Origin of the sequence: Rhizobium sp. BT-226 (assembly GCF_025847085.2) — a bacterium.
GTDB lineage: Bacteria > Pseudomonadota > Alphaproteobacteria > Rhizobiales > Rhizobiaceae > Rhizobium > Rhizobium sophorae.
Genome location: NZ_JAOYTI010000001.1, coordinates 1,863,988 through 1,879,339, shown reverse-complemented (window position 1 = coordinate 1,879,339; position 15,352 = coordinate 1,863,988). Strand labels below are relative to the sequence as shown.

Below are 15,352 nucleotides of genomic sequence, written 5' to 3'. Positions count from 1 at the left end.
ATCACTCCACAGCTGGAAACAGCTGGAAATGGGATCGTGGACGTGCTTTCGCGGGGGAGGAATTTGGCGCGTAAGGGGCGCCCGGAGGTCGATCGAGGATCGTCGCGGCGCGCCTGGACGCGTGGCGACGATGCAAGGGATTGCGCCGCCTGCCGATCTTCAGCGATTCCCGCGGGTGATCACGCTGGTTCGAGGACGCGTTTCCTGCCGCCCCAGGAGATGAAGTTCGGGTTGGCGAAGTCGAAATCGGCCGCCGGTCCCGTCTTGCCGTAGGTCAGCGGCGTTCCGTCCAGCGTCACCGTCGAACCGCCGGCGGCACGCAGCACGGCATCGCCGGCCGCAGTGTCCCATTCCATCGTTCGGGTGAAGCGCGGATAGACGTCGGCCTTGCCTTCGGCCAGCAGGCAGAATTTCAGCGAGGAGCCAATATTGGTGCATTTGAAGATCGCGTGGTCGGCGAGGAAGCTTCCTGTCTCCGGGCTGTTGTGGCGAAGGCTTGCAAGCGCCAGCCTGTCGTCCGGCTGTTCGCGCACCGTGATTGCACTGCGTGCGCCAACCGTGAAATCGTCCATGACGACGAGCCTTTCGGCGTGGCCGCGTTCTCCCGAGAAGGCAAGTCCCAGCGCCGGCGCGTAGACGATGCCGGCCACCGGGGCGCCGTTCTCGATATAGGCGATGTTGACGGTGAATTCCTGTCGTCCGTCGACGAATTCACGGGTGCCGTCGAGAGGGTCGACGAGGAAGAAGCCTCGGCCGGCGATGTCGGGCACCTTGCCGGCGGCGACCGATTCTTCCGCCACGACGGGTATTTCGGGATAATCTCTGGCGAGATGAGCGAGGATGATACGTTCGGCCTCCTCGTCGGCGACCGTGACCGGACTTGCATCCGCCTTCATGGCGACGGGGAAGCCTTCGCGCAAGACCGTGATGATGGCCCTGCCGGCTTCGAGCGCCGCCTTTTCAAATGTCCTCAGCATTGTCCTTTTGCCGTTCGCCACGCGGCCGAGCACCCCGCTGTCGCTCGTCCGCAAACCATCCCTGTCACAACCAGATACTCAAGTTTATATGGTGTTCCCCGTCGTGCTCCGCATCCCTCAATACGCAGCCTGATGATGCTACCATAAGTTTTCAGCCTTGTCAGACGAAGATGCGGCATCGCTGGTGAAATGGCATTCGTCAAAGCGGCCGCCTTGGGGTCGGAATTTGCTCCATCTTCCAATTCTGTGGAATAGCCTACGCAGCAAGCAGTGCAGGAAATCGAGGGCGATATCTCCGGATGGTTAACCCAGTGGCGGTTTCTGGCTAAAAATAGGCCCCGATCTGCCGTTTTTCTGTGGATTTTGGTTCAAAATGCGCCAGTTAACCCTGTTTCCGCAAGAATCTGTCGGAGTAAACCCTTTTTGTCTTCACATTTTCGACGAAACCGCTATGCATTCGGCCTATGAGGTTCCCTGAAACGGGGAACCAAAGAACCAAAAAGAGATGCAGCATGTTTCGCTCGCATCCAGGGGAAAACGACATATGGAGTATTTCGTCCAGCAGCTCTTAAACGGGCTGACGCTCGGATCCATCTATGGCCTTGTGGCTATTGGCTATACGATGGTTTACGGCATTATCGGCATGATCAATTTCGCCCATGGCGACATCTTCATGCTCGGTGGTTTCGCCGCTCTTATCGTCTTCCTCGTCCTCACATCCATCTTCGCGGGTCTTCCGGTGGCCGTTCTGCTGCTGGTGATGCTGGTCGTTGCGATGCTGATGACGAGTTTGTGGAATTGGACGATCGAGCGCGTCGCATACCGACCCCTGCGCGGTTCCTTCCGCCTGGCGCCGCTGATTACCGCGATCGGCATGTCGATCACGCTGTCCAATTTCATCCAGGTGACGCAGGGTCCACGCAACAAGCCGATCCCGCCGATGGTGAGCTCGGTCTACCAGTTCGGCAACATCTCGGTGTCGCTGAAGCAGATCATCATCATCTTGATCACGGTCGTGCTGCTCTCGGTCTTCTGGTACATCGTCAATCGTACGGCACTCGGCCGTGCCCAGCGCGCCACCGAGCAGGATCGCAAGATGGCAGCGCTGCTCGGCGTCAACGTCGACCAGACGATCTCGATCACTTTCGTTATGGGTGCGGCGCTCGCGGCCGTGGCCGGTACGATGTACCTGATGTATTATGGCGTCGCCTCGTTTAACGATGGCTTCACGCCCGGTGTGAAAGCCTTCACGGCAGCCGTTCTCGGCGGTATCGGTTCGTTGCCCGGCGCCGTCTTCGGCGGCCTCCTTATCGGCCTTATCGAATCGCTGTGGTCGGCATACTTCACCATCGCCTACAAGGACGTCGCGACCTTTGCGATCCTGGCTTTCGTGTTGATCTTCAAGCCGACCGGCATCCTCGGGCGGCCGGAAGTCGAGAAGGTATAACGTCATGGCAAACATCGAAAATTCTGCAGGCAAGCCCGATGCCGGACTTGTCCGCAAAGGCCTTACCGAAGCTCTTTTCGCCGCCGTCCTTTCGTTCGGCATGTTCGTCCTCTATGTCGGCCTCAAGACCGACCAGAACATCAGCAACGAGTTGATCATTGTCCAGCGCTGGGGCCTGCTTGCGATCTTCGTCGCGGTCGCTGCCATCGGCCGCTTCGCCATGGTCGTTTTCATCAGGCCGAATATCGACCGCCGCAAGCTCAGCAAGGCGCGCGGGGGCGAGCTCGACATCTCGACAGAGAAGAGCTTCTTCCACCGGCATTTCCTGAAGATCGCGCTGATCGCGCTGCTGCTGTATCCCATGGTAGTGGTGGCGATCAAAGGCCCTCAGGGCTCGCTGACATATGTCGACAATTTCGGCATCCAGATCCTGATCTATGTGATGCTCGCCTGGGGGCTGAACATCGTCGTCGGCCTCGCCGGCCTGCTCGACCTCGGCTATGTCGCCTTCTATGCCGTCGGCGCCTACTCCTACGCACTGCTTTCGAGCTATTTCGGCTTGTCCTTCTGGGTGCTGCTGCCGCTTTCGGGCATCCTCGCAGCACTCTGGGGCGTCATTCTCGGCTTCCCGGTGCTGCGCCTGCGCGGCGATTACCTTGCCATCGTGACGCTCGCCTTCGGTGAAATCATTCGTCTCGTCCTCATCAACTGGACTGAAGTGACGAAGGGCACCTTCGGTATATCGAGCATCCCGAAGGCAACACTGTTCGGCATTCCCTTCGATGCGACGGCCGGCGGTTTTGCCAAGCTCTTTCACCTGCCGATATCCTCGGCCTATTACAAGATCTTCCTGTTCTATTTGATCCTGGCGCTCTGCATGCTGACGGCCTATGTCACCATCCGGCTGCGCCGCATGCCGATTGGACGTGCCTGGGAAGCTTTGCGCGAAGATGAAATCGCCTGCCGTTCGCTCGGCATCAACACGGTGACGACCAAGCTCACCGCCTTTGCGACGGGCGCAATGTTTGCCGGTTTCGCCGGCTCGTTCTTCGCCGCCCGACAGGGCTTCGTCTCGCCGGAATCCTTCGTCTTCCTGGAATCGGCCGTCATTCTCGCCATCGTCGTTCTCGGCGGCATGGGGTCGTTGACCGGCATCGCGATCGCCGCCATCGTCATGGTCGGCGGCACCGAATTGCTGCGCGAGATGAGCTTCCTAAAACTCATCTTCGGACCGGATTTTACGCCGGAACTCTACCGCATGTTGATCTTCGGCCTCGCCATGGTCGTCGTCATGCTGTTCAAGCCGCGCGGCTTCGTCGGCTCGCGTGAGCCGACAGCCTTCCTCAAGGAGCGCAGGGCGATATCCGGAAGCTTCATCAAGGAGGGCCATGGTTGATGAGCCCGGTAGTAACGAACACGATGTCTGATGACACTCTTCTCAAGGTCGAACACCTGTCGATGAAGTTCGGCGGGCTGATGGCCATCAACGACTTCTCCTTCGAAGCCAAGCGCGGCGATATCACCGCGCTGATCGGGCCGAACGGCGCCGGCAAGACCACCGTTTTCAACTGCATCACCGGCTTCTACAAGCCGACGATGGGGATGATCACGTTCAACCAGAAGAGCGGCAAGCAATATCTGCTGGAGCGCCTGCCGGACTTTCGCATCACCAGGGAAGCCAAGGTGGCGCGTACCTTCCAGAACATCCGGCTGTTCTCCGGCCTGACCGTTCTTGAAAACCTGCTGGTCGCCCAGCACAACAAGCTGATGAAGGCATCGGGTTATACGATCCTCGGCCTTATCGGTGTCGGCCCCTATAAGCGGGAAGCGGCCGGGGCGATCGAGCTTGCCCGTTTCTGGCTTGAGAAGGCCGACCTGATCGACCGCGCCGACGACCCCGCCGGCGATCTGCCCTACGGCGCCCAGCGGCGTCTCGAAATCGCCCGTGCCATGTGCACCGGCCCGGAACTGCTTTGCCTGGATGAACCGGCCGCCGGCCTCAACCCACGGGAATCGGCAACGCTCAACGCGCTGCTGAAGAGCATTCGCGCCGAAACCGGAACGTCGATCCTGCTGATCGAGCACGACATGTCGGTGGTCATGGAAATCTCCGACCACGTCGTCGTCCTCGAATATGGTCAGAAGATTTCCGATGGCACACCGGATCACGTGAAGAACGATCCGCGGGTCATCGCGGCCTATCTCGGTGTCGAGGATGAAGAAGTGGAAGAGGTGATCGCAGCCGTCGAGCAGCTCGAAGGAGGCGCAAACTGATGGGCGATGAAGTAATGACGGGTCAACCGCTCCTTCAGGTGAATGGCGTCGAAACCTATTACGGCAATATCCGCGCGCTGGCCGGCATCGATGTCCACGTCAACAAGGGTGAGATCGTTAGCCTGATCGGCGCCAACGGCGCCGGCAAGTCGACACTGATGATGACGATCTGCGGCAGCCCGCAGGCCCGCACCGGTTCGGTGGTCTTCGAGGGCCGCGACATCACCCGCATGCCGACGCATGAGATCGCCCGGCTGCGCATCGCGCAGTCGCCGGAAGGCCGCCGCATCTTCCCGCGCATGACGGTTCTGGAAAATCTTCAGATGGGCGCCGGCCTCGACAATCTGAAACACTTCGCCGAAGACGTCGAAAAGATCTTCACGCTCTTCCCGCGTCTCAAGGAACGTCACGCCCAGCGTGGCGGAACACTTTCGGGTGGCGAGCAGCAGATGCTGTCGATCGGCCGCGCGCTGATGGCGCGCCCGAAGCTGTTGCTTCTCGACGAACCTTCGCTCGGTCTTGCGCCGCTGATCGTCAAGGGCATCTTCGAGGCGATCAAGAAGCTCAACGAGGCGGAGGGGCTGACCGTTTTCCTCGTCGAGCAGAACGCGTTCGCCGCCCTCAGGCTTTCTCACCGCGCCTACGTGATGGTGAACGGCAAGGTGACGATGAGCGGCTCCGGCAAGGAGCTTCTTGCCAATCCCGAGGTCCGCGCCGCCTATCTCGAAGGCGGAAGACACTAGGTCGAAAGGAGAGTTTGACATGCAGGGACTTTTCTTCGAATCGGATGCCGGCCCTCTTGTGGCGATCCGTGTCATCGTCTTGCTCTTAGGCTTCTGGACGGCCTGGCGCGCCGGTAAAGCGGTTGCCGAGGGCTGGAGCGATTATCCGCTGGTCATCGTCTATACATTTCTGCTCGCCTGGGCGATGCAGTTCCTGCATCATGCCCTGTTCAATGGGCCGATGCTCAACGCCTTCTACTACATCCTCGACTTCGTGACGCTGCTGGTGTTCTCGACGGCCGGCTTCCGCTACCGCCGCACCAATCAGATGGTTAACAACTATTACTGGCTGTACGAAAAGACTTCCGCGTTTTCGTGGAAGGACAAACATTGACAGTCCGTTGAAACTAGGCATGAATTGCCTTCCGAGTGGAACAGCTTTCCTGGCGCAGTCAATGGTGGGTAGTGCGCTGGGCCTTGGACCGGAACCCGCCCAAAAATTGGGAGTAATAATATGAAGAAGTCTCTTCTGTCGGCGGTGGCTCTGACGGCGATGGTCGCCTTCAGCGGCAACGCGTGGGCCGACGTTCTCATCGCTGTCGCTGGTCCGCTGACTGGTCCGAACGCCGCGTTCGGCGCTCAGCTCCAGAAGGGTGCCGAACAGGCAGCCGCCGACATCAACGCGGCTGGCGGCATTAACGGCGAGCAGATCAAGATCGAGCTCGGCGACGACGTCTCCGACCCGAAGCAGGGCATTTCGGTCGCCAACAAGTTCGCTGCTGACGGCGTCAAGTTCGTCATCGGCCACTTCAACTCGGGCGTTTCGATCCCGGCTTCGGAAGTCTATGCCGAAAACGGCATCCTCGAGATCACCCCGGCCGCGACGAACCCGACCTTCACGGAACGGGGCCTCTGGAACACGTTCCGCACCTGCGGCCGTGACGATCAGCAGGGTGCCATCGCCGGCAAATATCTTGCCGATCACTTCAAGGACGCCAAGATTGCTGTCGTTCACGACAAGACTCCCTACGGTCAGGGCCTTGCCGACGAAACCAAGAAGGCTATGAATGCCGCTGGCGTCACGGAAGTCATATACGAAGGCATCAACGTCGGCGACAAGGACTTCTCGGCCCTTATCGCCAAGATGAAGGAAGCCGGCGTCTCGATCATCTATTGGGGTGGTCTGCACACCGAAGCCGGTCTCATCATCCGCCAGGCGGCCGACCAGGGCCTGAAGGCGACGCTGGTTTCCGGCGACGGTATCGTTTCGAATGAACTGGCCTCGATCGCTGGCGACGCCGTCGCCGGTACGCTGAACACCTTCGGCCCCGATCCGACGGCGAACCCTGCGAACAAGGAACTCGTCGAAAAGTTCAAGGCCGCTGGTTTCAATCCGGAAGCCTACACGCTCTATTCCTACGCTGCGATGCAGACGATCGCCGAAGCCGCCAAGGCTGCCGGTTCGCTGGATCCTGAGGCCGTTGCCAAGGCCATGAAGGAAAAGGGCCCGTTCCCGACCGTTCTCGGCGACATTTCGTTCGACGAAAAGGGCGACCCGAAGATTCCTGGCTACGTCATGTACGAATGGAAGAAGGGTCCGGACGGCAAGTACAGCTACTTCCCGCAGGGCATGTAAGCCTCGCTCCCTTTATGGGACATGATTATCGAAGCCCGGTTCCGACCGGGCTTCTTTCTTTTTTGCGGGTGTTTCAATTCCGGCCTGGCTACAGTGCCACAATCGCTCATCGATCGATCCCACGAAGACGGCGCGTTATGGCGCCCGGCAGCTCGCTTCGCTGGAGGTTGCTGACGGCGAAAAACGGTACGATCCAGAGGGGCGGGCTTGACGTTTACGAGGCGGAACCTGATGTGCCGGAGTCGCTTCGGCGGATGGAGACCGTCATGGTCCCGCGGTATCTCGGCAGCGCCACGGAACTAGCCTCCATCACCCTCTTACATCTCGTACAGCACGTGCGTGGCTTTCACGGCGGCCGAGGCGCGGTTCTCGACGCCGAGCTTCACGTAAATCTGTTCGAGGTGTTTGTTCACCGTCCGCGCCGACAGTCCCAATATTTCGCCGATGTCGCGGTTGGCCTTGCCCTTGGCGATCCAGAGCAGCACTTCGGATTCGCGCTGGGTGAGCGAGAAGCGCTGACGCAGCACTTCATCGTCGCTGCGCTGATTGGCGGCGGTGAGGCGGAAGAGATATTCGTCAGGGCCGATTGCGCCGAGGAAGGCGAGCTGCAACGCTGCCTGGCCGGCATGGGCGATCGAGATGATGCCGTCGCGCACCGCGGTGACGCGGTCGCGCATCCAGCCGGCGATATGGCGGACAACGATTTCCATGCCGTCGTCGCTTCCCATGGCGGCATTGACCAGCCGTGTCGCCTGCGGCGTTGACCAATGGATGGCGCCGTCGCCCTTGACTGCCAGCAGATGGCGTCCGGCTGCGTCCAGAGCGATCCGGGCGCTCTGGGCCGAGCGGGCATTGCGCAGATGAACACGGATGCGGGCGCGCAGTTCGTCGATGTTGATCGGCTTGCTGAGATAATCGACGCCGCCGGATTCCAGTGCGTGCACGACATGCTCGGTCTCGGTCAGACCGGTCATGAAGATGACAGGCACCTGCGCCACCGCAGCATTCGCCTTCAGCCGGCGGCAGGTCTCGAAGCCGTCCATGCTGGGCATGACTGCGTCGAGCAGGATGAGATCGGGCGTGATGCGCTCGACGATACCAAGTGCCGCCGTGCCCGATGTGGCGATCAGCACGGAGAAGCCGGATTGTTCGAGCGCGTCGGTCATGAAGCCGAGTGCTTCGGCGGAGTCGTCGACGAGCAGAACGATGTCGCGGGGAAGGGCCGGCTCAGCCAATGGATTCCACCTTTTCGTCGAAGTCGTGTAGGAAGGTCATGAAGCCGGCGAGATCGAAGGCGGCGACATAGGCGCGAAGTTCCTCCGTGAATGGCTGATTTGCCTCCACCTTGGCAAGGTCCGACAGCTTGGCTTCGATGCCTCTGATATAGCCGATCTCGCCAAGCCGCAGCAATTCCTGCACATGAGCAGCGCCTGGGCTCAGCATCGGTGCTTCGATCTTGACAGGAACGGCTGGCGTGGCATCGGCATAGATCCACGTCAGGCCAAGATGCAGGGCGAGCTTGTCGCGTAGCTGGCGGATGTCGACCGGCTTGCCGATCGCATCATTGTGGCTGTCGTCACTGTCGCTGAGAACCGCCGCATCACCGATATTGGCTGAAAGCATCAGCACCGGCGCCGTCTGGCCGGCCTCGCGCAGGCGCGAGACGAGCTGCCAGCCGTTCATGCCGGGCATCAGGATGTCGACGAGGAAGAGGTCCGGCATGATGCCCTCGATCAGCGTCAGGCATTCGCCGCCGCCTGCCGCCGTCAGCACGATGAAATCGAGCGGCGCCAGGATTTCGCGCATCATCTCGCGATGGTCCTCGTTGTCGTCGACGACGACGAGCGTGCGGCGCGGGCCGTCGTAGCCGGCGATACGCTTTTCCTGCGGTGCCGCGGCTGCAGCGCGCATGACGGCGGACAGCATCAGCCGGACGCGGAAGGTCGAGCCTTCGTCCTTCATGCTCGAAACCGAAATCTCGCCGCCGAGCGTGTTGGTCAGAAGCCGGGTGATGGTGAGGCCGAGGCCGAGCCCCGGCATCGGCCGCACGCTTTCGGCCTCACCACGCTGGAAAGGTTCGTAGATACGGGGCAGGTCTTTCTCCGTGATGCCTCGGCCGGTGTCGGCAACGGTGAAGGTCGCGACCTGGCTGCGATAGCCGACATCGAAGGTGACGCTGCCCTCGTCTGTGAACTTGATGGCATTGGAGAGCAGGTTGACGAGGATCTGGCGTAGGCGTTTTTCGTCGGTGCGGACGAATTGCGGCAGCGCGGCTGAGCGCTCATGGACGAAGGCCAGCCCCTTTGCCTGCGCCTGCGGGCGGAACATATCGACGATCTGGTCGAGAAAATCCTGGATGTTGATCTCGTTGGAATAGACCTGCAGGCGGCCGGCCTCGATCTTGGAGATATCGAGCAGGCCGTCGATCAGCCCGGAGAGGTGTTCGGCGCTGCGGCGGATGACCTTGATCGAGGATTGGCGCGGTGCTGGGATGGTCTCGTCGCGTTCGAGGATCTGGGCGTAACCGAGCACGGCGTTCAGCGGCGTGCGCAATTCATGGCTGAGCCCAACGACATAGCGGCTCTTGGCGCGGTTGGCGGCCTCGGCGGTTTCCTTGGCGTTCTGCAAGGCGGCGTCGGTCTTCTTGTGGGCGGCGATTTCCTTCAGCAGCAGCGTGTTCTGGCGTGAGGATTCCTCCTCGGCAACCACGCGGCTGTCATGGGCGAGCACATAGAACCAGCAGACGACGCCTGAGATCACCGAGAAGACGAAGAAGACGATGAGGATGGTGCGGTTGACGACCTCACCCGTCTCGGGCGAGGCGGAGGCGACCTGATGGGCGATCATCGCCAGGATTGCGCCGATGGCGGTCAATGCCAGCACGACGGCGATGCCGTAGCGGCCAAGGCGCGTCGTCAGCTTCCCCAGAATGGCGTCCGGCAGCAGCGCCTTGGCGACGGTGCCGACCTGCGCGTTGAAACGGGCAGCCGGCTTGCACATGTCGTGGCAGCGGCTGTCGAGCGAGCAGCAGAGCGAGCAGATCGGCGCGGCATAGGCCGGGCACCAGGCCATGTCCTCCGGCTCGAAGGGATGCTCGCAGACCGAGCAGGTGATGTTCGTCAGGTTCTTCCAGCTCTGGCGCGGCTTGCGGGCGAGATAGAACTTGCCCTTCGTCGCCCAGGCGATGACAGGCGAGGCGACCACTGCGATGACGAGGGTAATATAGGGAGCAAGCGAGGCGGCGATCTCGCCGAAGGCGCCGAAATGGGCAATCAGCGATATCGTCGCCGACAGCGTCATGGCGCCGAGGCCGACCGGGTTGATGTCGTAGAGGTGGGCGCGCTTGAACTCGATGCCGGGGGGAGCCAGCCCCAGCGGCTTGTTGATGAAGAGATCGGCGGAGATCGTGCAGAGCCAGGCCATGGCGATGATCGAGAAGATGCCGAGCGTCTCCTCCAGCAGCCGGTAGATGCCGAGTTCCATCAAAAGCAGGGCGATTGCAACGTTGAAGACCAGCCAGATGACGCGGCCGGGATGGCTGTGGGTCAGCCGCGAGAAGAAGTTCGACCAGGCGAGCGAGCCGGCATAGGCGTTCATCACATTGATCTTCAGCTGCGAGACGACGACGAAGGCGGCCATCAACAGCAGTGCGGCATTATGCCAGGGGACCATGTAGCCGAAGGCGGTCAGGTACATCTGCGCCGGGTCGGCGGCGCGATCGAGGGGGACGCCTGAGGTGAAGGTCAGCACGACCAGGAAGGAGCCGGCAAGCAGCTTCGGCGCGCCGATGATGACCCAGCCGGGCCCGGCGAGAAAGATGGCGAGGCGATGGCGCCACTTGCGCTGCGGGTCCGGCGGCAGGAAGCGCAGGAAGTCAGCCTGTTCACCGATCTGCGACATCAGCGCCAGGATGACGGCAGAAGCAGCGCCGAACTCCACCAGATCGAATTCAGCGACAGTGCCGGGCGGGCCGGAGGCATGGCGGATGCCGGCAAAGGCACGCCAAAGATCGAATTTTTCCCAATCCAGCAAGGCGATGAAGATGAAGGGAAGGATATTCAGCACGATCCAGAAGGGCTGGGTCATCAGCTGGAACTTGCTGATCAGCCGCACGCCGTGCGTCACCAGGGGGATGACCATGACGGCGCTGATGATGTAGCCGATCCAGAGCGGGATGCCGAGGGTGAGCTCCAACGCCCCGGACATGATCGAAGCCTCGATCGCAAACAGCATGAAGGTGAAGCTCGCATAGATCAGCGAGGTGATGGTCGAGCCGATATAGCCGAAGCCCGCGCCGCGCGTCAGCAGATCGATGTCGACGCCGTGGCGGATGGCGTAGCGGCTGATCGGCAGGCCGATCGCCAGCATGGCGATCGAGGCGACGATGATGGCGTAAAAGGCGTTGGTGGTGCCGTAGGAGAGGGTGATCGCGCCGCCGATCGCCTCCAGCGCCAGGAAGGAGATCGCGCCGATCGCCGTCTGCGAGATGCGTTGCGAGGAGAAATGCCGGGCGCTCTTGGCAGTGAAGCGCAGCGCATAATCTTCCAGCGTCTGGTTGGCGACCCAGCGATTATATTCGCGTCTCACCGGAATGATGCGTTGGCGCGCTGCCATGTCTTCCTTTCCGGCATTCCGGTTGGGCTCATCGTCTCTCCGGCAGTTTTGGCGGGATGGTTGGGAAAGGCAAGAGGGGGGCACCGCCTGGTTCACAGAATGGCAATATTTTTGCAATTGATCTGTCACATGAGAGCTCTAACTCTCCCGGCGTTCGTTCAACCACTTCGGGTATCACCATGTCTGTTTTAAGCCTTTGCCGCCTGAGCACCGCCCTCGTCTGCCTGCTTTCCATCGTGCCATCGCTTGCCAGTGCCGAGCAGTCCACGGCGGCGAAAGCGCCTTATGCGCAGGCCGGAAACACCAACAAACGCGGTGACGCCTGCTTCTCGACGGTGGACACCAACGCCGCCGTTCATCTTCTCTCCGGCTTCCTCGAAATCTGGACCCCGCGCACGCCTTTCGTCGATGCGGGTGTCGAAGCCCCGGCCAAGGACAATTGCCCGGCAGTCGCCAAGACGGATTGGGATGGTATTCCCGCCAGCAAGACCGACGGCCATATCGTCAACCAGGCGGTCCACGACGCCAACATTGCCTATGTCGTTAATGCGACGCGGGCGCGGACGGCCGATCAGGCGATGGCCGCCTATCTCGACGATCGGCGCGGCAAGAATGCCAGTATCGTCGATGGCCTTGGTCCGCTGACAGATGCCTGGAAGGCCGGCTCGAAGCAGACCACCACGATCACCGAGGTGGCGGCCGACGCGGTGACGGTCAAATATGACGACAAGGGCAACAATCGCGGCGCCGGCAGCAAGCCGGACACGGAAAACAAGACCGATGCCAATCCCGACATGGGCCTTGCAATCGACTTCATCAACGCCGCAAGCGGCGACGGCTCGACGGAGCCTGCCAAGCGCTATTTCAAATATGGCCGTCCCTATCGCTGGAGCCAGGATGTGTCGGTCGTCCCGACGCTGGAGCCTGCCAAAAGCGGCAAGCCGGTTGAAGACGGCGGTTTCCCGAGCGGGCATACGGCGGAAGCCTGGCGGGATGCGCTCGCCATGGCCTATCTCGTACCGCAGCGCTTTCAGGAAATGATCACGCGCGCCGGCGAACTGGGCGAAGACCGCATCCTCGCCGGCATGCATTCTCCTCTCGACGTGATGGGCGGCCGGATGCTCGGCATCGCCACGGTCGTCTACAATCTGAACAAGGCCGACAATTCAGCATTGAAGAGCCATGCCTACGCCCAAGCGCAGGCATGGCTCATCGCCAAATCAGGCGTTGCGGATGCGGGTGCGCTCGAGGTTGCCGCCCATGCGGCACCGCTGGCTACAGATCGCTTCGCTGATCATGACGCCAATCGCGCTTACGTGCTGCAGCGGCTGAGCTACGGCCTGCCGACGATCCATGCGACCGACCAGCCGGCGCGCGTGCCGCAGGGCGCCGAAGCGCTTCTCGAAACGCGTCTGCCCTATCTGGATGGCGAACAGCGCCGCGACGTGCTCAAGACGACGGCGATCGCCTCGGGTTATCCGCTCCTCGACGATGCGGAAGGTTACGGGCGCCTCAACCTGTTTGCTGCCGCCGACGGTTACGGCGCCTTCGAACAGGACGTGACCGTGACGATGGATGCCGCAAAGGGCGGCTTCGATTCGATCGATACCTGGCGGAACGATATCGGCGGCAAGGGCAAGCTGGTGAAGCGCGGCAGCGGCATTCTCGGGCTTTCGGGCGCCAACAGCTATGCCGGCGGCACCGTGCTGGAAGACGGCGTACTGGTGGCCGGCTCGCCCTCGGCGTTCGGTCGTGGCGCGCTGACGATCAATGGAGGTTCGCTCGTTCTGGCGGCCGACAAGCCGTTGACCGTAAGCGGCGATTATCAGCAGCTCGCCAATGCCACGGCGAAGTCGGCCCTCGGCGCGAACGGCGCAGGCACGCTGGTCGTCGAGGGCAAGGCGGTGCTGGCCGGCGACCTCGACGTGACGCTTGTCGACGGCTATGTCCCGACGCCCGGAACCAAGATCGAGATCCTGAAGGCGGGCGCCGTGGCCGGCACCTTCGGCAAGTTCACCGTCTCCGGCCATAAGGCGACCGTCTCCTACGGTCCGACATCCGTCACCTTGACGATCGACGGATAATTTCCCGGCATTTGATCGCGACAAGGCATCTCCCTTTGCGGGGGATGCCGCTTCTCTCCCTGACCTGCCTGTTTGCCCCCGCGCCTACGTCATTTTGCGTATGTGTTTTTGCGATGCAGCACCCGATAGTTCTTTAAGCAACAGTTAATCTCCGTTTCCGGTCTGTTGCGGAACAAGAAGAGGGGAGTTCAACCATATGAATCTCAAATCCACTATTACGGGCGCCGCGCTCGGCGCCGTCATGGCGGCTTCGGCCGCCTTCAGCGGTGCGGTTGCTGCCGACGACACGATCAAGGTCGGCGTGCTGCATTCACTTTCCGGCACCATGGCGATTTCCGAAACCACGCTGAAAGACGCCATGCTGATGCTCATTGACGAGCAGAACAAGAAGGGCGGCCTTCTCGGCAAGAAGCTCGAGGCCGTCGTCGTCGACCCGGCTTCCGACTGGCCGCTGTTTGCCGAAAAGGCACGCGAGCTGATCCAGAAGGACAAGGTTGCCGCCGTCTTCGGTTGCTGGACGTCCTCGTCGCGCAAGTCCGTTCTGCCGGTTTTCGAAGAGACCAACTCGATCCTCTTCTACCCGGTCCAGTACGAAGGCGAAGAGTCCTCGCGCAACATCTTCTACACCGGTGCTGCTCCGAACCAGCAGGCCATTCCTGCTGTCGACTACCTGATGGAAAAAGAAGGCGTCAAGCGCTTCGTTCTCGAAGGTACGGACTACGTTTATCCGCGCACGACCAACAAGATTCTCGAGGCATACCTGATTTCGAAGGGTATTCCGAAGGAAGACATCATGACCAACTACACGCCGTTCGGATTTTCCGACTGGCAGACCGAAGTTTCCAAGATCAAGGAATTCGGTTCGGCCGGCAAGAAGACCGCCGTCGTCTCTACGATCAACGGCGATGCCAACGTTCCGTTCTACAAGGAACTGGGCAACAAGGGCATCAAGGCAACCGACATCCCCGTCGTCGCCTTCTCGGTTGGCGAAGAAGAGCTTGCCGGCCTCGACACCAAGCCGCTCGTCGGCCATCTCGCTGCCTGGAACTACTTCGAATCGGTCGAAAGCCCGGCCAACAAGAAGTTCATCAAGGACTGGCACGCTTTCACCAAAAACGACAAGCGGGTGACGAACGACCCGATGGAGGCTGCGTATATCGGCTTCAACGCATGGGTTAAGGCCGTCCAGGCTGCCGGCACGACCGATACCGACAAGGTTCTCGACACCATCATCGGCGTCAGCGTTCCGAACCTCTCCGGCGGCTATGCGACCGTCATGCCGAACCACCACATCACCAAGCCGGTGCTGATCGGTGAAATCCAGGCCGACGGCCAGTTCGAAATCGTCCAGCAGACACCTGCCGTCGTCGGCGACGAATGGTCCGACTTCCTGCCTGATTCCAAGGACCTGATCTCCGATTGGCGCAAGCCGATGTCCTGCGGCAACTTCAACGTTGCTACGGGCAAGTGCGGTGGCAAAGGCTCCTGAGTTACAACCCCGATCCGATGATTGCCTGAAGGCTTCCGTCCGGGTTTGATCCCGGGCGGAAGCTCCGTCCCAGCGATTGCGCCGCGAGGCCAACACTATCAAGGGCGAG

Annotated in this window: 11 protein-coding genes; 8 read left to right on the top strand and 3 right to left on the bottom strand. The window is 61.1% G+C overall.

From position 1 onward, the window contains the following. Positions 1-179: 179 nt before the first annotated feature. Positions 180-977, bottom strand: a complete 798-nt coding sequence (cysQ, locus tag OIU37_RS09500) for a 3'(2'),5'-bisphosphate nucleotidase CysQ (protein WP_180694346.1) — start codon at positions 975-977, stop codon at positions 180-182. A 544-nt stretch (positions 978-1,521) separates the two neighbouring features. On the opposite strand from cysQ, the gene OIU37_RS09495 reads away from it, so the two are divergent. The 6 genes from OIU37_RS09495 (at position 1,522) to OIU37_RS09470 (ending at position 7,056) form a co-directional block, all read left to right on the top strand. Continuing rightward, on the top strand, positions 1,522-2,424 hold the full coding sequence (locus OIU37_RS09495) for a branched-chain amino acid ABC transporter permease (RefSeq protein WP_171605380.1): 903 nt from the start codon (positions 1,522-1,524) through the stop codon (positions 2,422-2,424). Between the two features lie 4 nt (positions 2,425-2,428). Continuing rightward, positions 2,429-3,820, top strand: coding sequence for a high-affinity branched-chain amino acid ABC transporter permease LivM (gene livM / locus OIU37_RS09490; protein ID WP_171605381.1), 1,392 nt, complete (start codon positions 2,429-2,431; stop codon positions 3,818-3,820). After that, a complete protein-coding gene (locus tag OIU37_RS09485) occupies positions 3,820-4,698 on the top strand; it encodes an ABC transporter ATP-binding protein (RefSeq protein ID WP_240605234.1) in 879 nt (292 codons plus the stop codon). The genes livM and OIU37_RS09485 overlap by 1 nt, the downstream gene beginning before the upstream one ends. Further along, a complete protein-coding gene (locus OIU37_RS09480) occupies positions 4,698-5,441 on the top strand; it encodes an ABC transporter ATP-binding protein (RefSeq protein ID WP_180694348.1) in 744 nt (247 codons plus the stop codon). The genes OIU37_RS09485 and OIU37_RS09480 overlap by 1 nt, the downstream gene beginning before the upstream one ends. A 19-nt stretch (positions 5,442-5,460) precedes the next feature. Continuing rightward, positions 5,461-5,814 carry a DUF6867 family protein gene (locus OIU37_RS09475; protein ID WP_264257217.1) on the top strand — a complete coding sequence of 118 codons (354 nt, stop codon included), beginning with the start codon at positions 5,461-5,463 and terminating at the stop codon, positions 5,812-5,814. A gap of 120 nt (positions 5,815-5,934) precedes the next feature. Continuing rightward, on the top strand, positions 5,935-7,056 hold the full coding sequence (locus tag OIU37_RS09470) for a branched-chain amino acid ABC transporter substrate-binding protein (RefSeq protein ID WP_180694349.1): 1,122 nt from the start codon (positions 5,935-5,937) through the stop codon (positions 7,054-7,056). Positions 7,057-7,373: 317 nt separating this feature from the next. Here OIU37_RS09470 and OIU37_RS09465 read toward each other — a convergent pair whose 3' ends face one another. Next, positions 7,374-8,291: a DNA-binding response regulator gene (locus tag OIU37_RS09465; RefSeq protein ID WP_182210367.1), complete on the bottom strand. Its 918-nt coding sequence runs from the start codon at positions 8,289-8,291 to the stop codon at positions 7,374-7,376. Further along, positions 8,284-11,670: an ATP-binding protein gene (locus OIU37_RS09460; RefSeq protein ID WP_264257214.1), complete on the bottom strand. Its 3,387-nt coding sequence runs from the start codon at positions 11,668-11,670 to the stop codon at positions 8,284-8,286. The genes OIU37_RS09465 and OIU37_RS09460 overlap by 8 nt, the downstream gene beginning before the upstream one ends. 179 nt (positions 11,671-11,849) lie before the next feature. Between OIU37_RS09460 and OIU37_RS09455 the strand changes: the two genes are divergently transcribed. Then, complete coding sequence (locus OIU37_RS09455; protein ID WP_264257212.1) at positions 11,850-13,754, top strand: phosphatase PAP2 family protein; 1,905 nt, start codon at positions 11,850-11,852, stop codon at positions 13,752-13,754. Positions 13,755-13,950: 196 nt separating this feature from the next. Continuing rightward, positions 13,951-15,243 (top strand): urea ABC transporter substrate-binding protein, encoded by a 1,293-nt coding sequence (urtA, locus tag OIU37_RS09450; RefSeq protein ID WP_168314313.1) that lies wholly within the window; start codon positions 13,951-13,953, stop codon positions 15,241-15,243. Positions 15,244-15,352: the final 109 nt, after the last annotated feature.